19 protein-coding genes are annotated in these 20,087 nt (G+C 55.3%); 11 read left to right on the top strand and 8 right to left on the bottom strand.

Annotated features, from left to right (window positions below; all coding sequences use genetic code 11):
• Nucleotides 1-94: 94 nt before the first annotated feature.
• Nucleotides 95-1,480 carry an MATE family efflux transporter gene (locus tag DYU11_RS24860; RefSeq protein WP_119670441.1) on the bottom strand — a complete coding sequence of 462 codons (1,386 nt, stop codon included), beginning with the start codon at nucleotides 1,478-1,480 and terminating at the stop codon, nucleotides 95-97.
• A 291-nt stretch (nucleotides 1,481-1,771) separates the two neighbouring features.
• Between DYU11_RS24860 and DYU11_RS24855 the strand changes: the two genes are divergently transcribed.
• From DYU11_RS24855 to DYU11_RS24845, 3 genes are all read left to right on the top strand, one after another.
• Nucleotides 1,772-2,497 carry a Nif3-like dinuclear metal center hexameric protein gene (locus DYU11_RS24855; protein ID WP_119670440.1) on the top strand — a complete coding sequence of 242 codons (726 nt, stop codon included), beginning with the start codon at nucleotides 1,772-1,774 and terminating at the stop codon, nucleotides 2,495-2,497.
• 291 nt (nucleotides 2,498-2,788) lie between these two features.
• A complete protein-coding gene (locus DYU11_RS24850; RefSeq protein WP_119670439.1) occupies nucleotides 2,789-6,241 on the top strand; it encodes a pyruvate carboxylase in 3,453 nt (1,150 codons plus the stop codon).
• An 88-nt stretch (nucleotides 6,242-6,329) separates the two neighbouring features.
• The gene (locus tag DYU11_RS24845) at nucleotides 6,330-6,731 is read left to right on the top strand and encodes a DUF4870 domain-containing protein (RefSeq protein ID WP_119670438.1); all 402 of its coding nucleotides are present in this window, start codon (nucleotides 6,330-6,332) and stop codon (nucleotides 6,729-6,731) included.
• Nucleotides 6,732-6,794: 63 nt separating this feature from the next.
• On the opposite strand, the gene DYU11_RS24840 is transcribed toward DYU11_RS24845, so the two are convergent.
• From DYU11_RS24840 to DYU11_RS24830, 3 genes are all read right to left on the bottom strand, one after another.
• Nucleotides 6,795-7,676 carry a cation diffusion facilitator family transporter gene (locus tag DYU11_RS24840; protein ID WP_119670437.1) on the bottom strand — a complete coding sequence of 294 codons (882 nt, stop codon included), beginning with the start codon at nucleotides 7,674-7,676 and terminating at the stop codon, nucleotides 6,795-6,797.
• 119 nt (nucleotides 7,677-7,795) lie between these two features.
• Entirely contained in the window at nucleotides 7,796-8,596 is an 801-nt protein-coding gene (locus tag DYU11_RS24835) for a hypothetical protein (RefSeq protein ID WP_119670436.1), read from the bottom strand.
• A gap of 97 nt (nucleotides 8,597-8,693) precedes the next feature.
• Nucleotides 8,694-9,278 (bottom strand): hypothetical protein, encoded by a 585-nt coding sequence (locus DYU11_RS24830; RefSeq protein WP_119670435.1) that lies wholly within the window; start codon nucleotides 9,276-9,278, stop codon nucleotides 8,694-8,696.
• A gap of 190 nt (nucleotides 9,279-9,468) precedes the next feature.
• On the opposite strand from DYU11_RS24830, the gene DYU11_RS24825 reads away from it, so the two are divergent.
• From DYU11_RS24825 to DYU11_RS24810, 4 genes are all read left to right on the top strand, one after another.
• Nucleotides 9,469-10,740, top strand: coding sequence for a glucuronyl esterase domain-containing protein (locus DYU11_RS24825; RefSeq protein ID WP_119670434.1), 1,272 nt, complete (start codon nucleotides 9,469-9,471; stop codon nucleotides 10,738-10,740).
• Nucleotides 10,741-10,885: 145 nt separating this feature from the next.
• Nucleotides 10,886-11,461, top strand: coding sequence for an NUDIX hydrolase (locus DYU11_RS24820; protein ID WP_119670433.1), 576 nt, complete (start codon nucleotides 10,886-10,888; stop codon nucleotides 11,459-11,461).
• 107 nt (nucleotides 11,462-11,568) lie between these two features.
• Nucleotides 11,569-12,759 carry a pyridoxal phosphate-dependent aminotransferase gene (locus DYU11_RS24815; RefSeq protein WP_119670432.1) on the top strand — a complete coding sequence of 397 codons (1,191 nt, stop codon included), beginning with the start codon at nucleotides 11,569-11,571 and terminating at the stop codon, nucleotides 12,757-12,759.
• 52 nt (nucleotides 12,760-12,811) lie between these two features.
• A complete protein-coding gene (locus DYU11_RS24810) occupies nucleotides 12,812-13,669 on the top strand; it encodes a prephenate dehydrogenase (protein WP_119670431.1) in 858 nt (285 codons plus the stop codon).
• Here DYU11_RS24810 and DYU11_RS24805 read toward each other — a convergent pair.
• Entirely contained in the window at nucleotides 13,614-14,825 is a 1,212-nt protein-coding gene (locus DYU11_RS24805; RefSeq protein ID WP_119670430.1) for an FAD-dependent monooxygenase, read from the bottom strand. The two genes, DYU11_RS24810 and DYU11_RS24805, sit on opposite strands and share 56 nt — an antisense overlap.
• A gap of 78 nt (nucleotides 14,826-14,903) precedes the next feature.
• Between DYU11_RS24805 and DYU11_RS24800 the strand changes: the two genes are divergently transcribed.
• Nucleotides 14,904-15,515: a TetR/AcrR family transcriptional regulator gene (locus DYU11_RS24800; RefSeq protein WP_119670429.1), complete on the top strand. Its 612-nt coding sequence runs from the start codon at nucleotides 14,904-14,906 to the stop codon at nucleotides 15,513-15,515.
• Between the two features lie 4 nt (nucleotides 15,516-15,519).
• Here DYU11_RS24800 and DYU11_RS24795 read toward each other — a convergent pair whose 3' ends face one another.
• Nucleotides 15,520-16,092 (bottom strand): outer membrane beta-barrel protein, encoded by a 573-nt coding sequence (locus DYU11_RS24795; RefSeq protein ID WP_147368026.1) that lies wholly within the window; start codon nucleotides 16,090-16,092, stop codon nucleotides 15,520-15,522.
• Between the two features lie 89 nt (nucleotides 16,093-16,181).
• Between DYU11_RS24795 and DYU11_RS24790 the strand changes: the two genes are divergently transcribed.
• From DYU11_RS24790 to DYU11_RS24780, 3 genes are read left to right on the top strand one after another with little or no spacing between them, the layout of a single operon-like run.
• Complete coding sequence (locus DYU11_RS24790; protein WP_119670427.1) at nucleotides 16,182-17,048, top strand: aldo/keto reductase; 867 nt, start codon at nucleotides 16,182-16,184, stop codon at nucleotides 17,046-17,048.
• A 59-nt stretch (nucleotides 17,049-17,107) separates the two neighbouring features.
• Nucleotides 17,108-18,193 (top strand): alpha/beta fold hydrolase, encoded by a 1,086-nt coding sequence (locus DYU11_RS24785; protein WP_119670426.1) that lies wholly within the window; start codon nucleotides 17,108-17,110, stop codon nucleotides 18,191-18,193.
• Nucleotides 18,194-18,251: 58 nt separating this feature from the next.
• Nucleotides 18,252-18,596 (top strand): hypothetical protein, encoded by a 345-nt coding sequence (locus DYU11_RS24780; protein WP_119670425.1) that lies wholly within the window; start codon nucleotides 18,252-18,254, stop codon nucleotides 18,594-18,596.
• A gap of 88 nt (nucleotides 18,597-18,684) precedes the next feature.
• Here DYU11_RS24780 and DYU11_RS24775 read toward each other — a convergent pair whose 3' ends face one another.
• Together DYU11_RS24775 and DYU11_RS24770 are read right to left on the bottom strand one after the other, a co-directional pair.
• The gene (locus DYU11_RS24775; RefSeq protein ID WP_119670424.1) at nucleotides 18,685-19,137 is read right to left on the bottom strand and encodes a ferritin-like domain-containing protein; all 453 of its coding nucleotides are present in this window, start codon (nucleotides 19,135-19,137) and stop codon (nucleotides 18,685-18,687) included.
• 214 nt (nucleotides 19,138-19,351) lie between these two features.
• Nucleotides 19,352-20,014, bottom strand: a complete 663-nt coding sequence (locus DYU11_RS24770) for a DUF305 domain-containing protein (protein ID WP_119670423.1) — start codon at nucleotides 20,012-20,014, stop codon at nucleotides 19,352-19,354.
• Nucleotides 20,015-20,087: the final 73 nt, after the last annotated feature.

Here is a 20,087-nt window from a genome sequence, read left to right as displayed (position 1 = left end):
TACCGGCTATATGAATAACGGGGCAATTTGGGTAAAAGTTTCGGTCTGAATCAGCCGTTTCGGGCTTTGGAACAGCGTTCTGCCCGCCCGCTGATTACACCCGAACCACTTTCCAGCGACCCCTTCTGAACACGAGTACCGCAATAACGGCAAGCAGTGATTCGCTGATGGCAACCGACCAGAATACGCCCGGCGGTCCCCAGTTGACGAACGTAGCCAGTATGTACGCCAGCGGAATTTCAATCACCCAGAAACATAAAATGTTTATGAGTGTTGGCGTACGGGTGTCGCCGGCTCCGTTCAGCGCCTGGCTGATTACCATACCATAGGCAAAGAACACGTAGCCCAGGCAGAACACCCGCAGGCATTCGACGGCTACGGCTACTACGCGCGGATCACGTTCGAACAGGCCCACGATTTCGGTAGCCCCGATAAAGAACGTAATCCCGACCACCACCAGAAAGATCATGTTGCACAATGCCGCTCGCCAGGCCGAGGTTTCGGCTCGCTCGGGCTGGCCTGCTCCCAGATTCTGACCGACCAGCGTGGCGGCTGCGTTGGCCATGCCCCACGACGGCAGAATGGTGAAAATCATGATCCGGATGGCAATGGTATAGCCCGCTACTACGTCGCTGCCGAACGTGGACAAGATCCGCGTCAGGAAGATCCAGCTGGCCGACCCCACCAGAAACTGCCCCGTGCCACCAGCTGCGATGCTCAGCAGGTTCCGGACAATGTCCGGGTTGAACGACAGGTCTGACCGGCGAACGTTGACGGAGCCACCGCGTCTGGTCAGGGCGTATAACTGGTACAATACACCCGCCGTTCGGCCGGTGGTTGTTGCCACGGCCGAGCCCATTACGCCCATCGCCGGTATCGGGCCGGCCCCGAAAATAAACACCGGGCACAGGATGATGTTAAACCCGTTGGCAATCCACAGCGATCGCATGGCAATGGACGCTTCGCCGGCCCCGCGCAGACATCCACTCAGGGTGTAGAGGAGCACGATGGCTGGGGCGCTGGCAAAAATCATGCGGGTAAAACCCGAGCCATTCGCCACCAGCCGCGCATCGCCACCCATCAGACGGAGGATGTCTTCAGCGAATACGAATCCAGGAATACCCATCAGCAGCGCAACAGTCAGAGAGACAAGGATAACCTGCCCAATCGTTGTGCCTGCATCGCGCGGGTTGTCTTCGCCCACGCGCCGGGCTACCAGGGCCGTTGCGGCCGTACTCAACCCAATGGCGATGGCATACACCAGCGTCAGCACGGACTCCGTCAGACCCACCGTTGCGACGGCTTCTGTACCAATTTTAGCCACGAAAAACACGTCCACAACGGCGAACAGCGATTCCATGACCATTTCCAGAATCATCGGAACGGACAAGAGGAATATGGCCCGGTTGATACTACCGGATATGAAATTTGATTCTGACCCGCGCAATGCGGCCAGGAATAACCGAATAAATCTGGTCATTGAGACAAACGATTAAGCCGCAGCCCGACCGGCCGCCAGCAGTATGTGGATGATGAAAAAAGAGAATGACTGCCCGTGCGGACAGAAAACCTGAAAGAAGAGAAGACCTACGTAGGGTCTTAAGCGAGGAACTTCATGGGCGTAATGAGAACCGCGGGCGCGGTTGCTTTTGCGGTGCAAACGTACAAAAAAGGTTGGCAAAACCGCAAGTAGTCTTGAGCGAACGGTCAATATCAAGCCTTTAGCGAAACCATACGGAGTGGATCGTGTTGCGTTATAAACGGGCATTGAATGCAGCTACGTGAGCTTTGTGCTTTTCTGGACCGGTATTTTGCAACCGACCGATACCCCGCTACGGAACAGGGCGGACTGTACTGGACGGCAACCGACAAACGGGACAATCCGGCCATACAACGCATCGGCCTTTCGCTCGAACCCTGGCCGGGGTTGTATGACTGGATCGCAGAAAACCAACTCGACGTCCTTTGGCTGCATCGCCCCTGGACGCTTGACGGAGCGCGTATGTCAACCCGCGTATCGGTACTTTACCATCATCTGCCGTTCGACGAGACCTTGACGATGGGATATAACCTGCCCATGGCCGAAACGCTGCAAATGAGCCACCCTGAGGAAATTGGCCACAAGCAAGCCCCTGATCTGCCGCGACGGGCTATTGGTATGCTCGGCCAGACGCCCGGGGCCGATCTACCAGCCTGGATTCGGTTGGTTGAGAATACGTTTGGCGGTTACGATCAGGTTCACGTGGGTAAGCAGCCGGCAATTGGCCGCATCGCCATTGTGGGCGCAATGAACGATGCCCTGATCCGGGAAGCAGCTCGCCGGGGGGTGGATTTATACTTGACCGGCGCATACCGAAAATCGGCACAAACCGCGGTTGATGAAACGGGGATTACCGTAATCGCCGTGGGGCACCGACGTAGTGAAACATGGGGTCTGCGGGCATTGGCTGGCGTGTTGCAGGAGCGCTGGGCGGACTTGAGTATCGTGTTCCGGTGACGTCTGGTTCTATGACCAGCGAGGTTCCTCGAAACGCCCTGTACGTACCTTCGTCAGGTTATGAACCAGAGCGCACGCCTTACGGGATAGCCGCAGAAAGGCGGTCAACGCTTTATCAAAAGTCTTGCTCTGGAAGGTAGCCCGTAAGTAAAAAAAAGCGCGTATCCACCCCTTCAGACCACTTTCTTATCCCATCATTCTTTCGTTAATCGTGCGTTTTTCAAAATTTTCAACAAACTTGCCCCTTTATACGCCTGAATCTTAACCCGCCATTGGGTTACTTGCCAAACTATGAAAGAATACATCCGTCCGATTCGTCGTTTGTTAGTCGCCAACCGGGGCGAAATTGCCATCCGGATCATGCGGGCCGCCACCGAACTTGGCATCACCACCGTTGCTGTTTACACCTACGAAGACCGCTATTCGCTCCACCGCTACAAAGCCGATGAAGCGTACCAGATCGGTCGGGATGATGAGCCGCTGAAACCGTATCTCGACGTAGAAGGTATCATTTTGCTGGCCAAACGGCACAAGGTTGACGCCATTCACCCCGGCTACGGATTCCTGTCTGAAAACGTGAAGCTGGCGCGTCGCTGCCGGGAAGAAGACATCATCTTTGTTGGGCCGTCGCCGGAAGCGATGGAAGCCCTCGGCGATAAAGTACGGGCCAAGAACCTGGCGACCCGGGCCAACGTACCGATGATTCCGGATTCCCGGCAGGATCTGTCGGATTTCAATTTAGCGCAGTCGGAAGCGGAGCGGATTGGGTTTCCGGTAATGGTAAAAGCGGCCGCTGGTGGGGGAGGCCGTGGCATGCGCGTCGTGCGGAATGCCGAGGATTTTGAGAAAGCGTATAACGAGGCCCGTAACGAAGCCCGCAATGCGTTTGGCGACGATACGATCTTCCTAGAAAAATTCATTGAAGAGCCGAAGCACATTGAGGTGCAGTTGCTGGGCGATACCCACGGCAGCATCGTTCACCTCTACGAGCGCGACTGCTCGGTGCAACGGCGCTTTCAGAAAGTCGTTGAAGTTGCGCCGTCGTTCGGGCTGCGGCAGGAAACGAAGAATAAACTGTATGACTACGCGCTCCAGATCGGGCGGGCGGCCAACTATTCCAATGCCGGTACGGTGGAGTTTCTGGTCGATAAGCAGGAGAATATTTACTTCATTGAGGTAAACCCGCGTATTCAGGTAGAGCATACGATTACGGAAGAAGTGACCGGCATCGACATCGTCCGGACGCAGATCCTGATTGCGATGGGCTATAAGCTGTCGGACAACGGTATTTACATCAACCACCAGGAGGAGATCCCGCTCAACGGCTTTGCGATTCAGTGCCGAATCACGACCGAAGACCCTGCCAACGGCTTCAAGCCCGATTTCGGTACGATCATCGCCTACCGGAATGCGGCCGGCTTTGGTATCCGTCTGGACGAAGGCAGCAGCTACCCCGGCGTAAAGATTTCGCCGTATTTCGACTCGATGATCGTAAAAGTGTCGGCGCGGGGCCGTACGCTCAAGGGCGCTACGCAGCGACTGACGCGGGCGCTGGTCGAATTCCGGATTCGGGGGGTTAAAACGAACATTCCGTTCCTGCTGAACGTCATCAGTCACCCGATTTTTCAGCGGGGCGAAGCGCGGGTGTCGTTCATCGAAAATCACCCTGAGCTGTTTAACCTGCGGAAACCTCAGGACCGTTCGACCCGGGCGTTGAACTACCTCGCCGATGTGATCGTGAACGGCAATCCGGAGGTGAAGAAGAAGGATGCGACCAAAATATTACGGACGCCGATCGTGCCGCCGTTCGACGTGTTTGGCAGCTACCCCAAAGGAAACCGCGACCGCCTGAAAGAACTCGGCCGGGACGGCTTCGTCCAATGGGTGAAAGACCAGAAATGCGTTCTGTATACGGACACTACGTTCCGGGATGGTCACCAGTCGCTGCTGGCTACGCGCGTCCGAACCCAGGACATGCTGAAGGTTGCGGAAGGGTTTGCCAAAAATCATCCAGAGCTGTTTTCGATGGAGGTGTGGGGGGGCGCTACGTTCGATGTGGCCATGCGGTTCCTCTATGAATCGCCGTGGAAGCGGCTTCAGGCGTTGCGTGAAGCCATGCCGAACATGCTGCTGCAGATGCTGTTCCGGGGGTCCAATGCGGTTGGGTATTCGGCTTACCCGGATAACCTGATCGAAAAATTTGTCGAGAAATCGTGGGAAACGGGCGTCGATGTGTTCCGGATTTTCGACTCGTTGAACTGGATTGAAGCCATGAAGGTGAGCATTCGGGCCGTTCGCGAACGGACGGATGCCTTGTGCGAAGGGACCATCTGCTACACCGGCGATATGCTCAATCCGGCCGAGCACAAGAAATACTCATTGCAGTATTACCTGGATCTGGCCCGGCAGCTGGAAGACGAAGGCGCACACCTGCTGGCGATCAAAGACATGGCCGGTCTGCTGAAACCCCTGGCGGCCGAGGTCCTGGTTCGTGAGCTGAAGCAGGTGGTTGATATTCCGATTCACCTGCATACCCACGATACGGCGGGCATTCAGGCCGCTTCGTATCTGAAAGCCATTGATGCCGGAGTCGATATTGTTGACTGCGCCCTTGGGGCTCTTTCCGGTCTGACTTCCCAGCCGAACTTCAACTCGGTCGTGGCCATGATGGAAGATCATGAGCGCCGGTGTGAGATGAATCTGGCGTCGCTCAATGCGTATTCAAATTACTGGGAAGACGTGCGCGAGTATTACTACCCGTTTGAATCGGGCATGAAGGCGGGCAGTGCCGAGGTGTACGATAATGAGATTCCGGGGGGGCAGTATTCCAACCTCAAACCACAGGCTATTGCGCTGGGCTTGGGCGACAAATTCGAACTGCTCAAGCGAAACTACGTCGTGGTGAACGAGCTGTTTGGGGATATTGTCAAGGTAACTCCCTCATCTAAAGTCGTAGGGGACATGGCCATTTTCATGACGGCCAACAACCTGACGGCGCAGGACGTACTGGAGCGGGGCGAGTCGCTGTCGTTTCCGGAGTCGGTGAAAGAACTTATGAAAGGGGTGCTGGGTCAGCCGCATGGCGGTTTCCCCAAGCGCATTCAGGAGGTCGTACTACGGGGCGAAGAACCCATAGCGGGGCGACCGAACGAACACCTCAAACCGATTGATTTCGAGCAGGATTTTGAGACGTTCCAGCAAAAGTATCCGCTGAACGACGGTTTCCTCGATTACCTCTCGTATCAGATGTACCCCAAGGTCTACGACGAATACTATAAAGCCGTTGAGCAATACGGCGATGTCAGCATCATCCCGACGCCGGCATTTTTGTACGGTCTGAAGGAGAATGAAGAAATTTTGATCAACATCGACGAGGGGAAGAACATCCTGGTGCGGCTGTTGTTCAAATCGGAGCCCGACGAGTTGGGTATGCGTACCATTACGTTCGAACTCAACGGCCAGAGCCGTCAGGTGCAGGTACGTGACAAAGCGCAGAAAGTAGAAAAGCAACAGAACCAGAAGGTCGGCAAAGACGGCGACGTTGGCGCTCCGTTGCAGGGCCGCCTGACCCGCATTATGGTGAAGGAAGGCGACACGGTGAAGAAAAACCAGCCGCTGTTTGTCATTGAAGCCATGAAGATGGAAAGCATCGTAGCATCGCCGAAAGCCGGTACGGTGTCAAAAATTATGCTGACTGAAGGAACCGTGGTTGAGCAGGACGACTGGGTTGTTGAATTGGCGTAGCGGGTAAGGGAACCGGCTGGTCCAGGGATTGAAGAAATTGCATAAGTGCCTGATACTTCAAAGTTGACTAAATAAAACGCCTTTTGCCATGGAAAACTACCCTCCCGGTGGGCCGTCGGTACCACCATCAACGCCCGGTTCTGCACCCCTGAGCGATTCTGATGCGCGGATGTGGGCTATGCTGGCCCATCTCAGTGCCTTACCTGGTTCCTTCTTTGTAATTGGTACGGTTGTGGCCCCGCTCGTGATCTGGCAAATCCAGAAAGACAAGTCAGCCTATGTTGATTATCACGGCAAAGAGGCCGTTAATTTTCAGATCACGATGGCAATTGCCTTTGCTGTGTCATTTCTGCTGATATTCGTACTGATTGGAATCGTCTTAATTTGGGTGGTTGGGGTAATTTGGCTGGTCCTGACCATTATAGCGGCCGTCAAGGCCAACAACGGCGAGTATTACCGCTACCCGCTAACGATCCGGTTCATCAGCTAAACGGCAAGCCCCGGCGTATCGACTGGGGCTTGTTGTTTTGTGGGATACCAGCTCGCTGAGTGATTATTGGGGTTCGATATGAACCAGTACGTCGGTGACCTGCGGCATACGCTGACGAACAGCGTCTTTAACTTCGTGTGCAATGGTATGCCCTTCCCGAACAGTCAGCTGCGCCGGAACCAGTACGTGCAGATCGACAAAGTAATAACTGCCCATCTTTCGAATCAGGCATTTGTCCAGTCCCGAAACGCCTGCTACGTTCAGCGCGATGTCCCGCACCTGCTCAGCCAGTACAGCTGGTGGGGCTTCATCCATGATTTCTGATAAGGCTGGCCGGAAGATGGCGTAGGCGTTGTAGATGATAAACGCCGAGGCAAAAAGGGCCGCGTAGTCGTCGGCACTCTCATAACCGTCTCCCCCGATAATAGCAATGCTGATGCCGATGAAGGCGGCAATGGACGTGAAGGCGTCGCTTCGCTGATGAACCGCGTCGGCCTGTACGGTCGTGCTGCCGATGGCCTGGCCAATCCGTCGTTGGTAGCGGAACAGGAGTTCCTTCACGACGACCACCAGCGCCAGAATTCCGAGCGTGAATGGTTCCGGATTTTTGTGGGGCTGGATAACGTTTTCAATACTCTGGTAGCCGATCAGTACGGCCGCTGCGGTGAGGCAGAAAGACAGAAACAAGGCCGTAAGCGGTTCCGCTTTGCCGTGTCCGTAAGGATGGCGTTCGTCGGGTTTGCGTGACGCTACCCTGAGCCCCCAGTAAGCAACCAGCGACGTTACCACATCGGCTGCCGACTCAACCGCATCGGCGATAAGCGCGTACGAATTCCCCGCGATTCCTCCCAACCCTTTAACGACAGCCAATCCAATATTGATGGCGATGCCCCGGCTAATGGACTGAATTCCTTGCTCAGCCGGTGTTTGCTGATTACTTGCCATAACACAAAAGTACAACCAGGACTGCGGAGCTCAAGCCATGAGCGTACGTAGTTTCTTCGTCCAGGTTTCGAGCTACCCAACTGTTAACTGAACTTGACCCCTGGACCCAGGTTGAAAGCTTAGTTCAGGTTCACACCCAGCGTTACGCCCAGCCAAGGTTTCTGCCGATAGATCCAGATGCGGTTGTTGCGGTCGGCCAGGTTCTCGAAACCAAGCGCCAGCCCGACCGTCACGGTTTTGTAGCCAACCAGCCCCAACGCTCCATAATTGTATCCCAGGGCTTCGTATTCGCCCGCGAACCGCCCCGCCGTACTGAACGCATTAACGGCTACCGGATCGATACTGACGAACGTTCCGAACCCAAAGCCAAATGACTCGATATTGGAGCGTCGTTCGCGCCGAAAGTAGATGTTCTGATACCGTCCGACGTCGTATCGAATACCGGCGTACACCCCAAGGTTGGCGCTGGTAGTCAGCTCTCCCGGCTGTCCGGCCTGCCCAAACCGGTATTTAAACGGAGCCGTAAACAGATCCACATCAAAGGAGGTCAGCTGGTACTGAAACCAGGGGCTTTTTTCTTCAATCTGCTTCAGCTTCGGGTTGTAATGAAAGAAGAAAATCGTCAGCGAGTCTGATTGGTCCAGTGTGGCCGGATTCTGGTCCGGGGGCGGTAGCGTTTTTGATAAGAATTCAGCGTACAGGGTATCTTCCCGTTCATACAAAGCGGCCTGTGCCCGCCGGGCCATCAATTGTTTGACGCGCACGTTGCCGCGTCGGTCCAGGGCATACAGGTGTTGCCGTGGTTTTATCTGGTAAATTTTATTGAGCGTGATGAGGTCGGAAGTGGTATGAAAACGGGAGCAGGATGCGAGCAGACTTCCAAACGCGAACAGACAACCCAGGCGAAAAAGGCTGATCATGGTAAAACCGGATGGTCGAAATCGGTCGGAAAGATAAGGCTTTCCGACCAACCCGCATCGTTTACCTGAGCAGAGCAGCCGATTCGATACCAACTGGCTAAAACCAGGGACGTCGGGTTTTAAACGACCGGCGCAGGCCGCTGATCAGTAGAAAAGCCCCCAGCAATCCGAAAATGATTGCCAGAATGGTGACGTCAAAAATAGCAAACACGACGGCCACCAGAATAACGATAACGGATGCCTTGAGCTTCCAGCTGATACGCTGCCACCAGTTCAGTTCCTTGCGCAGGGGCATACCCAGTTTTTCACGAATGCGGTTGCCCAGCCGCATCTTGGGCTTGGGTTTCGGCCGAGGTTGATTGTCGAGCGTCGACGGTGTGTTCAGCATAGACTGTGCCCGGTGCAAATGCCGCTGCACCCGGGTGGTTGTCGGTTCGGAGCGGTTCGTTGGCGTGGGTAAACTGGCCAGTGCGGGCCCACTGAGGGCAACCGGCAGGCTGTCGGGCAGAGAAACGGCGACCGAATCGGCTTCTGGCTGCGTTGCTGGCGATGGAGTAGGGGCTGCCGGACGGGCTGAGGCAAAATGCTCGCGCTGACTGGGCTGGAAGTAAGCGTATGGACGGTGGCAGGACGTACTAAGAAGGCTAAGAGCAAGTAGTAAATAAGCAGCGGTGTTTCTCATCAGGTTGTAATAGATGAACGAAAATAGACGGGCCGAAGAACCGACAGTAGAACGAATGAGGAAAGCCGGTTCATATTTTTTGCCTTAAAATAATATCATGGAAACGGGTTTTACCTTTTGTATGACCGTAAAACGGGTAAAAGAGTAGGGATGTAAAGCCGGGCTACTTTAGATAGAAACTGACCCAGCCATGAATCAACTTCTTTATAGCCTGATTATACTGATGTTTGTGGCCCAGACGGCGCGAGCCCAGGACCCGCAGGCTAATTATGATGAAAGTAAAGTAGGGACGTTTAACCTGCCCGATCCCCTGATAATGACGAATGGGCAGCGTGTTACTACCCGCGAGGGATGGGACAAGCGTCGGGCCGAACTGCTCACGTTGTTTGCTGAGCATGTGTACGGTAAGACGCCGACTCAACCCGTACGGCTCCGCTTTCAGACGACGAAAACCGACAATAACGCGCTCAACGGTCGGGCCATTCGCAAACAGGTGTCCATATTCTTTGCCGACTACCCCACAATACCGCCAATCGACGTACTGCTCTACGTACCAAAAGCCGCTCGGCAGCCGGTGCCGGTCTTTCTCGGGCTGAATTTCTGCGGCAATCACTGCGTCTCGATGGAGGCCGATCTTCCCCTGTCGACCCGTTGGATGAACAATGCGGGGGATGCGTCGGTCAATAACCGCGCGACCGAAAAAGCCCGTGGACTGCAGGCCCGGCGCTGGCCGATTGACACCATTCTGGCGCACGGGTATGCCCTGGCAACGGCCTACTACGGTGATCTTGAGCCCGACCATCCGAAAGGCTGGCAAACGGGCATCCGGTCTGTACTGGGCGATACAAACCGCGCCGACAACTGGGGAGCCATCGGGGCCTGGGCCTGGGGTATGAGCCGAATCCTTGATTACCTGCAAACGGACCAGGCCATTGATGCGCAGCGGGTAATTGGTATCGGCCATTCGCGCATTGGTAAAGCTGCATTATGGGCCGGAGCGCAGGATCGGCGGTTTGCGGCCGTGATCTCCAACGAATCGGGCGAAGGCGGAGCTGCGCTGGCGCGTCGGTGGTACGGCGAAACGGTGGAACGGATCAACAACAGCTTCCCGCACTGGTTTTGCGGGCGCTATAAAACCTACAGCAAACGGGTAGCTGATCTGCCGGTCGATCAGCACGAGTTGCTGGCTCTGGTTGCTCCCCGGCCACTCTACGTAGCCAGCGCCGAGGGCGATCAGTGGTCTGACCCGAAAGGCGAGTTTCTGGGGGCCGACCTGACCGAACCGGTCTATAAACTGTACGGCAAAACAGGGATTGGGGGCGCCGGGTTTCCCGGAATAGACCAGCCCGTCGGGCAGACCGTCCGATACCACAATCGAACCGGCAAGCACGACGTAACAAACTACGACTGGCAACAATACATCCGGTTTGCCGACGATCTGGTGCGGCAGGCCCCGCGTTGAAACCGGCCGGCTCCGGAACGCGAGTGAACCGGCCAGCAACCGGTTAGGTCTCATACCTGAGTGCTTTTGTTCGACGTTCGTTGGATGCCGGGGGTGGTAGCTGCCTTTAATTTTTTTCATATTTGCGTCCTTAGAACGCAGCAATATGGCAGTTGTACACGAGCAGGCATCCTTGCCTGATGATCCGGCACCGTTTCAGGTTGAACAGTCGGAATATGTTCACCGGTTGCCGTGGTTCACGGTGCGGAAAGATGCCGTGCGGATGGCTAAAGGCGGCTACATTCCTGACTATTTTATTCTCGAATACCCGGACTGGCTGAACGTAGTGGCCGTTACAACCGATGGCCAACTGATTCTGATCAGGCAGTATCGTCATGGCATCGGCGGGGTCCATTTCGAACTCTGCGCGGGGGTGATCGATCCCGGCGAAGAGCCGCTTCAGGCTGCTCAGCGGGAACTGCTCGAAGAAACGGGGTTCGGCGGAGGGCAGTGGCAGCTATACCTGACGTTATCGGCCAACCCGGGAACGCACACCAACCGAACGTATTGTTTCCTGGCAACAGGCGTTGAGCGATTGCAGGAACAGCAGCTGGAAATCACCGAAGAAATATCCGTGCACGTATTGTCGCCGGAGCAGGTACTGGCTATTATCAATGCAGGGGGTATGATGCAGGCGCTGCACGTAGCCCCATTGCTCAAATACTGTTTGACTCACGTTTAAACAGACCGACGGGGTTCACAGGATTGTTTTTAGGGCTATCTTTGCGGTTCGCTGCATCAACAAACGAATCCTGTAAATCTGTTTAGCTGTTAAATCCTGGTTCAGAAGTGATTATTCCCCTGGCCCATCGGGCCGATCAAACGCAGGAATACTATTTTTCCGTTAAGCTGGCCGAAGTTCGTCGCCTGCAGGCGGCCGGTCATGATGTGATCAACATCGCCATCGGAAACCCCGATATGATGCCCTCGGATGCTACGCTCGATGCGTTGGCTACGTCAGTGCGGCAGCCTGGAGCGCACGGCTATCAACCCTACAAAGGAACGCCGGGCTTGCGGCAGGCCATCGCCCGGTTTTACGCGCATACGTACGGTGTCGTCCTCGATCCGGATACTGAAATTCTTCCCCTGATCGGGTCGAAGGAAGGAATTACGCACATTTCGTTGACGTTCCTGAACGACGGGGATGGGGTGCTGGTTCCTGAACTGGGCTATCCGGCCTACCGGGCCGTTAGCCGGATGCTCGGCGCTACGGTGCGTGAGTACCCGCTGCTCGAACACGGTGGCTGGCAGCCGGATTGGGAAGCGATGACCGCGCTGGTTACCGAAGCCCCCGCCGACCGGCCCGTAAAAATCATCTGGCTCAACTACCCCCACATGCCGACGGGCGCTCCGGCCACCCGCGCGTTGTTTGAGCGGGCCGTGCGGTTTGCCCACGACCACCGCGTGCTGCTTTGCCACGACAATCCATACAGTCTCATCCTCAACAAAAAACCGCCCATCAGTCTGCTGGCTGTCGACGGTGCCGGCGACGTAGCGATTGAGCTTAACTCCATGAGTAAGTCGCACAATATGGCCGGTTGGCGCCTGGGCTGGATGGCTGCGGCCAAACCATATGTCGATGCCGTGCTGGCTATCAAGAGTAACGTCGATTCGGGGCAGTTTAAGCCTATAATGGAGGCTGCGGCTGAAGCGTTAGACAATTCCGACGACTGGCACCGCCAACGTAATGACGTGTATCAGGGACGTCTGGATGCCGTACACGCGTTCCTGAATGCCCTGGGTTGTACGTATTCGACCGATCAGGAAGGGCTGTTTATCTGGGCAAAACTGCCCGATTCAGTTCCGTCTGCCGAAGCCCTGGTCGATGATCTGCTGTACAACAAACACATCTTCATTGCGCCGGGCTTCATCTTCGGGCCCAAAGGCGAGCGCTACGTCCGGATGTCGCTGTGCATGCCCCGTGAGCGGATTGAGGAGGCCGTTGGTCGCCTGGCGGTCCCGTTGCCGAAGCAGAGTTAAAACGCAAGCAGGCTCTACATCCATACGTTAAATTAGAAATCCTCTCCGGTTCATGACAATTTCCATCATCGGCATTGGTTTGTTGGGCGGCTCGTTTGCGCTGGCCGTGCGCGAAAAATACCCCAAAGCACAATTCATTGGCGTGGATGCCTCGCCGGTGCATGGCCAGCTCGCCATCGCAAAAGGCATTGTCGACGAAGTCCGGACGCTCGATGACGCCGTGGCCGCCAGTGATCTGATCGTACTGGCAATTCCCGTCAACGCGATCGTTGAACTACTGCCCTCGCTGCTGGATCGGGTGCCCGACAAAGCCACGGTCCTTGATCTGGGGTCGACGAAGGAGCTGATCTGCCACGCGGTTGAAGGGCATGCCAACCGGGCACAGTTTGTAGCCGCTCACCCTATGGCGGGTACCGAAAATTCAGGGCCGGGAGCCGCGTTCAAGGAGTTGTTGCCCAGCAAAAACCTGATTATCTGCGACCGCGACAAAAGCCGTCCCGACAGTCTTAAGCTGGCGGAAGCGCTGTTCCGGGACATTGGCATGAAAATATTTTACATGACTCCGAAAGAGCATGATTTACACCTGGCGTATGTTTCGCACCTGAGCCACATCAGTGCGTTTGCATTAGGCCTGACCGTACTGGAAAAAGAAAAAGACGAGCAGGCTATTTTTGATATGGCCAGCACGGGCTTTAGCTCAACGGTTCGGCTGGCCAAAAGCTCCCCGCAGATGTGGGCTCCCATCTTCGACCAGAACCGCACGAACGTGTCGCAGGCACTGACCGACTACATTGAGTTTCTGCAGCAGTTCAAACAGGTGATCGACGATCAGGACGTAACGACCTCGCTGGCGTTTATGCAGCGGGCGAATGTGATCCGGCGGGTACTGGAGGGAATTGAGAAACGCTAGTCTTTTCGAAGCGCTTCAGATACGATACGTCGTATACGTCCGCAAACTGACGGTCCGTGAGCGATTTGGGTAGCGATCCCATGGCCGTAAATAGCAACGGCTTGAGCCAGCCGGGCGCATTAACGGCCTGGCCAATTTGCCGCGACAGCCGGACAATCCGGTCGGCCTTTGGTTTGCGTAGTGCCTGAAATTGCCGGAAAGCCTCGTCGGGTTCCTGATAGTTTGCGAGGCAGGCCGCTACAGCCCAGGCGTCTTCGATGGCCTGGCACGCACCCTGGCCCAGATTGGGCGTTGTGGCATGGGCCGCGTCGCCCAGTACCGTAACGCGCCCCTTCGACCAGGCCGGTAGCGTCGGTAGATCGTACAGATCAGCCCGGTGAATCCGCTTCTCCTCAACCTGTTCCAGAACCGCTTTTACGGATGGCGCGAACGATTCGCTCAGGGAAAGCAACGCCGGTAAGGACTTTTCAGCAGATTGACCGGCTGGGGATGCGGCCGTTACGTATACATACAGCTGGTCAGCGCCTACCGGTACAATGCCAACCCGCAAACCGGTGGGTAAACCCCAGTATTCGTACGAAGTTGTTCGGGCGTCGGCTGGTACGGGGTAGTCGACCAGACCCCGCCAGCAGGTCTGACCGGAATAGCGAAGCGGCTGATCGCCAAACAGCTGTTGCCGGACGGCAGAACGAATGCCATCTGCACCGATGCAAAAATCGCCTTCGGCGGTGCTGCCGTCTGCAAACAGTACCCGTACCCGCCGACCGTTGTCCTGCAGATCGATCAGGCGTTTACCCGTGTGAATCCGATCGGCGGGGAGCGAATTCAGCAAAAGGGTTTGCAGTCGGCCCCGATGAATGGCTACCATGCCAAACCCGTACCGCCGGCTCAACGCCCCTATATCAACGGTTTGAATGGGCGTACCGTCGGGCTTCGTAACAAATCCTTTTTGCAAAGACCAGCCAGTTTGCCGGATCGATTCCGCTAAGCCCAGCCAGGACAACACCTGCATGGCATTGGTCGCCATCATCAGGCCGGTACCTACTTCCCGGATGTCCGGTGCCTGCTCATACACCTGAACGTCGATGCCCCGTTGCTGTAACGCGATGGCTGTGGTCAAGCCGCCAATGCCTCCGCCAATGATTAATCCTTGCATGGTTGTTTCGGTTCTGTTAAATTTAGAACAAATGTACTAGAGGCATCAATAGTTAGTACAATTGTTCTAATTTTTTTAATGACGACGAAGGAGCGAATCACAGAGAAAGCCCTGCAGCTTTTCAACGACCAGGGTGCCGACAACGTGACCGTACGGACCATTGCGGGCCATTTAGGGATGAGTCATGGTAACTTGTGCTATCATTTTGCCAGCACGGATGTTTTGATCGAACGGCTGTACGATCAGTTGGTTGATCGCCTGAACGTCGGCATTGACGCCGTACCGGCCCTGCCGATGACGATGGGCTTACTGCGGGAGCTAAGCAGACAAAGTTTTCGGTTACTATACGACTACCGCTTTCTGCTACGGGATTTTGCGGGTATCATGCGTCGGATTCCGGCCCTGACGGCGCGTCACCAGGCGTTGGTTCGTCGGCGGAAGGAGGTGTTTCGGATGGTAGTGGGGCAGATGAGGGCAAACGGCTGGTATCGCCCCGAGCCCTACGCAGGGTACGACGAACATTTTCTGGAGCAGTTGTTCATCATCGGTGATTTCTGGCTGTCCAGTGCTGAAGTCCTGTATGAAGGACCTGAGTCAGAAAAAATAAACCATTACGTTGCCGTGTTCGAGGCTGCCGTGGTGCCCATGCTAACCCCGGCGGGCATAGCCGCCTGGCGCAGCGGCCAATAACGAATCAGGGTTCTTTCAGCAAAAAGTTAATGCCAATGGTTGTCTGGGTCAGCGACGTTGGCTTATCGGCCGACCGGCGGCTGACGTTGATTTCGTGCTGGGCTTCAACTGACCACCGTTTACCCAGCCGGTACTGAGCCCCAACGCCGGCGTTGACCGTGCCCGACCGGTTAATCTGCTCGACACGTAGCACCCCGCCGGTTGGCGTAGCTTCGATTGTATAGGTCCGGTTGCGGCTCTGGCCGTAGAAATAGCCACCCTGCCCGAAAACCGTAACCTTGTTTGTCCGCAGTACGTAGTACCGGGTTGTCAGGCCGATGCCCGTATAGCCGGACTGGCGGCCGTTGGTTTCGTGGCGGCCTTCGACGTTGACCGACCAGCCGTTTTTCAGAAAATACTGGGCTTTGGGGGCTACCCGACCATACGTACCTCCGGAACTGCCCGTTCCCCCTCCAACACCCACATTGACGCTGAATGTACCCTGCCCCAGCAGGTCATTCGGCTTGCTTTTCGACGGGTCCTGCGCAAACGCTGCCCACGGAAGCATCACGAAGAGAAGTGATATATGTCTTTTCATAAAACAGTTTCCCAAGTTATACAGTAGATAGTAGGACAGCTATACTAGTTGCAACGGCTTAACATTTATTAACAATTAATTTATCGTTTATGCAGCCAACGACCGCTCAACCCGCTACTCAGTCCGGCACATTCACTATTGGCGGAGACATTACTATCAATCGCTTGGGCTACGGAGCCATGCGTATCACCGGGGATGGAATCTGGGGGCCTCCTAAAGACCACGACGAAGCGATCCGGGTATTGAAACGGACGCTCGACCTGGGGATTAACTTTATCGATACGGCTGATAGCTACGGCCCCTACGTATCGGAGGAGCTGATTGCTGAAGCCCTGCACCCGTATCCGGATGGACTGCTTATTGGTACAAAAGGAGGTCTGCTACGTACCGGCCCGAACCAGTGGCCCGTAGACGGAAGCCGCAAGCACCTCGAGGAAGCTCTTGACGGTAGCCTGAAACGCCTGAAAGTGGACCACATTGACCTGTATCAGCTTCACCGCTTCGACGATAAAGTGCCGGCCGAAGAGTTTCTTGGCTTTCTGAAAGAAGCGCAGCAACAGGGTAAAATCCGGCACATTGGTTTATCCGAAGTAGACGTTGATCAGATCAAACAGGCGGAGGAATACTTCGAGGTCGTTACCGTGCAGAACATGTACAGCTTCGGCCAGCAGAAGTGGAATGAAACACTCAAGTACTGCGAAGAAAATAGCATCGGTTTCATTCCCTGGTATCCGTTGGGTGGTGGCAACCTGGAAGCGGAGCAGGCTATCCACCGCGTAGCGAAACGGCACGGAGCCTCCGAATACCAGATTGCGCTCGCGTGGCTGCTGGCTGCGTCGCCGGTGATGCTGCCGATTCCCGGTACGTCGTCGGTGAAACACCTGGAAGAGAACACCGCGGCCGCGGCAATCAAACTAACGGAGGAAGACCTGCAGGATCTGCCTTTACCAAAGTAACCAACCGTCTGAGCCAGGCCGTTCCAGCCTGGCTCAAACCGCTTTTAAGACGTTTGAGGATGGTAGTGGGGTGGTTGTTCATCATCGTCATCGGGTTGATTCTCGTCTTTATTGGCTTTGTCTGGTGGCACAGTCCCGGCACGACGGCGCCCATTGTCGATCAGGATGGCCAGCCAGTACTGAACAGCATTGCCGCACTGGAGGCCGTCGGGATAAACGGCAGCACCCAGTGGCTGCTGATCCGGGGCCGTGACCAGACGAAGCCGGTATTGCTGTTTCTGCACGGCGGTCCCGGCCTCCCCGAACTAGCGCTGCTATCGGGGCATGACCTTGAAAAAGATTTTGTAGTCGTTAACTGGGAGCAGCGCGGGTCAGCTAAGTCGTACGAAGCCGGTAAACTGGACCAGTCGTTTACGGTTGATACGTTCGTAGAGGATGCCGCTGAGGTGAGCCGCTGGCTGATCCGCCGATTCAACCAGTCGAAAATTTATCTGATGGCGCACTCGTGGGGGACGTTTCTGGGCGTTCTGACGGTTAAAAAATACCCGGAGCTGTTTCGGGCTTTTTTTAGCATCGGCCAGATTGCCCGTCAGCTGGAAGCCGAGCAGATTTCGTACGACTGGGTACTGCAACAGGCCCGCGAACGGAACGCAGGGCGGCTGGTCAGGCGACTCGAAAAGCAGGGGCGTCCGCCGTATCGGCCGGAAGCCTGGCTGGACTACCTGACCTGGCAGCGCGAAGTAGTGGCGCGGTATCGTGGAGGTATGTACCGGGCTAATTTCTTTCCACTATTTATCCGGAGCATTCTGCTGTGCCGGGAATACACGCTGGCCGATAAGGTTCGCTACGCATTGGGAGCCCAGAAATCGGTTCGGCTGCTGTGGCCCCAGGTTGTAGCTACGGATTTGCTTGACGCGGCCCCTGAGCTACAGGTGCCGTATTACCTGTTTCAGGGTGTTCATGACTACCAGACGCCTTATTCAGTGGCACGGCGCTATTTTGACCAGTTACGGGCACCCCGCAAGCAACTCGTTACCTTCCTGCAGTCGGCACACAGCCCCATTTTTGAAGAACCAGATCTGTTTCTGAGCGCAGTCCATGAAGCGATGCAGCGGGAACGGGAGGCCCTCATTGCCAAACAGTAGAATCCCGTAACAATGCAAAGCTGGACAGGTTTTACAGCAGAACAAATCACTTCCTGTCATGACGTCACAAAATCAGGATTCCCAGCAATTACTAACAGCCACGTTGCAGGGGCTGCAGGGCGACGTAACGACGCTGGCTCCACAGGCCAACGAGTTGATTGAGCAATGGAATAAGGTACTCGGCGAAGGATACGACACCCGCGACGACGTAGCGGATGAACTGTACCAGTTGAAACGCGCACTGGCTGAGGGGAAAGCTCCGCAGATTGCCAGTTCGCTGCACACACTCTGTAAGCTGACCCGGCGGGCCGCCGACACGGCTGATGATGACACCGCTGCTCAGCTTCGTCAATTGGCCGAAACGCTGGACGATGCCTCCGCACGGATCGCCCAGTCGAGGTAAAAGGGTAGAAAAGCACAAACGGGAAGAGCGGAGAAAAAGAACTACCAGTTCATCTTTCCTCCGCTCTTCCCGTTCTTTTTCTTGTCAGTTATGCCGGTTGCAGGGCTTTGATGCGATCGTAGGCGGCCTGAAGTTCAGTCAGTTGCTTTTGAAGGTCCTCCTTGATGTAAGCCGGAATGTGATCCTTTTCGATCGCGTCCTTGTAGGCTTCGATGGCGGCATTTTCGCCAAATTCAACCGAACTCAGAACGGCTGAACGGTCTTTACCCGTAACGGCCGCTTTAATGTCGATCCAGGCGCGGTGAATTTTGCTGGTCAGGTCCGTAGACGTAGCATCGGTTACACCTGTTCCATCGATACGAACAATATGATCGGCCAGCTGGCTGCGGAAGTTCTGGCTCTGAATTACGTAGTGCCGGAACAGATCGTCCAGTTGGGGGTCTTTATTGTCTTCTACCGCTTTCTCGTAGCCCTGAATGCGGTCGTTGTTAATCTTGACCAGTTCGTTGAGGTCGTCGACAATCTCCTGATTCTTGATCATAACAATTGATAGTTTGTGAACCACTACATGAACCCCGGCCTTCGGTAAATGTTTTGCAAAAAGTTTAGTTTCGAGCTAACGACGTGTCTGATCCGTTAATCTCCACGGCAACCGCCGTGGAGATTAACGGATCAGATCGTTCCGCAGGCCGATAAACGTAGTGTATAAACCTCGACCCAATCCCCCTAAACAAGTTCGTTAATTTCGATCAACCTTACTTTGCCAGCGCCTTAAGTTGATCAATGTTTTGCTGCGCTTTCGTGACCAGCTGTTGCGCAAATGACTTCAGCGAACTATTGTTGCCGTATTGCAGATACGTTTTGGCCATATCGATGGCATCCTGCCGGTGCTCCTGATACAGGATCGCAAAATTTTTATCAAAGTTACTTGTAAGCTTATCTTCTGCGCCACCTTGCTGCATCTTCAAAGCCATTGCCTCCGTATTCCGGCTCTGTTGCTGGGCAAACGCCTGGTTAGGCCGGGTGGGTTTAATCTGGCGGATCATACCGTCTATGGCGGCCATATCGGCCTGAGCCGTGGTCAGCATGGTTTGCGCGGCCTGCTTCAGCGAGTCATTTTTGCCGGTTTGTATTTCCTGGTTCAGCAGGTCAATGGCCCCCTGGGTGTGTACTTTGGCCCGAAAGGCATAATCGAAATCAGGATCGCCCGTCGCTTGCAGCTTCTTGATCTTGTCCATCATCTGCCGCATGGGCTGCAGCAATGGCGTTTTGGCAGGGTCATCAGCGGCAACTTTGGCTCCGGCCGTAGCGGCCCGGGTAGCCAGGGTCGTGGATTGGGCACAGGCATTCAGCAAACCCGCTGTAAACAGCAGGGCGACGGCCATTAAGCGGCAGGAGGTATTATTGACAAGTTTCATAAAACAAACTAAGTTTTGTGATACATCTGTGAGATGGCGTAAAGCTAAAAAGGTTTAACGAGCCGCCTTCACT

This window comes from Fibrisoma montanum (assembly GCF_003583365.1).
GTDB classification, from domain to species: Bacteria; Bacteroidota; Bacteroidia; order Cytophagales; family Spirosomataceae; genus Fibrisoma; species Fibrisoma montanum.
This window is presented reverse-complemented; position numbering and strand designations above follow the sequence as displayed.

Coding starts and splice junctions, on each gene's coding strand:
- DYU11_RS24830 (WP_119670435.1), bottom strand. CDS start 9,278: ATGAGAAACACCGCTGCTTATTTACTACTTGCTCTTAGCCTTCTTAGT.
- DYU11_RS24850 (WP_119670439.1), top strand. CDS start 2,789: ATGAAAGAATACATCCGTCCGATTCGTCGTTTGTTAGTCGCCAACCGG.
- DYU11_RS24855 (WP_119670440.1), top strand. CDS start 1,772: ATGCAGCTACGTGAGCTTTGTGCTTTTCTGGACCGGTATTTTGCAACC.
- DYU11_RS24825 (WP_119670434.1), top strand. CDS start 9,469: ATGAATCAACTTCTTTATAGCCTGATTATACTGATGTTTGTGGCCCAG.
- DYU11_RS24790 (WP_119670427.1), top strand. CDS start 16,182: ATGCAGCCAACGACCGCTCAACCCGCTACTCAGTCCGGCACATTCACT.
- DYU11_RS24780 (WP_119670425.1), top strand. CDS start 18,252: ATGACGTCACAAAATCAGGATTCCCAGCAATTACTAACAGCCACGTTG.
- DYU11_RS24770 (WP_119670423.1), bottom strand. CDS start 20,014: ATGAAACTTGTCAATAATACCTCCTGCCGCTTAATGGCCGTCGCCCTG.
- DYU11_RS24775 (WP_119670424.1), bottom strand. CDS start 19,137: ATGATCAAGAATCAGGAGATTGTCGACGACCTCAACGAACTGGTCAAG.
- DYU11_RS24800 (WP_119670429.1), top strand. CDS start 14,904: ATGACGACGAAGGAGCGAATCACAGAGAAAGCCCTGCAGCTTTTCAAC.
- DYU11_RS24805 (WP_119670430.1), bottom strand. CDS start 14,825: ATGCAAGGATTAATCATTGGCGGAGGCATTGGCGGCTTGACCACAGCC.
- DYU11_RS24840 (WP_119670437.1), bottom strand. CDS start 7,676: ATGGCAAGTAATCAGCAAACACCGGCTGAGCAAGGAATTCAGTCCATT.
- DYU11_RS24785 (WP_119670426.1), top strand. CDS start 17,108: ATGGTAGTGGGGTGGTTGTTCATCATCGTCATCGGGTTGATTCTCGTC.
- DYU11_RS24810 (WP_119670431.1), top strand. CDS start 12,812: ATGACAATTTCCATCATCGGCATTGGTTTGTTGGGCGGCTCGTTTGCG.
- DYU11_RS24795 (WP_147368026.1), bottom strand. CDS start 16,092: ATGAAAAGACATATATCACTTCTCTTCGTGATGCTTCCGTGGGCAGCG.
- DYU11_RS24835 (WP_119670436.1), bottom strand. CDS start 8,596: ATGATCAGCCTTTTTCGCCTGGGTTGTCTGTTCGCGTTTGGAAGTCTG.
- DYU11_RS24845 (WP_119670438.1), top strand. CDS start 6,330: ATGGAAAACTACCCTCCCGGTGGGCCGTCGGTACCACCATCAACGCCC.
- DYU11_RS24860 (WP_119670441.1), bottom strand. CDS start 1,480: ATGACCAGATTTATTCGGTTATTCCTGGCCGCATTGCGCGGGTCAGAA.
- DYU11_RS24820 (WP_119670433.1), top strand. CDS start 10,886: ATGGCAGTTGTACACGAGCAGGCATCCTTGCCTGATGATCCGGCACCG.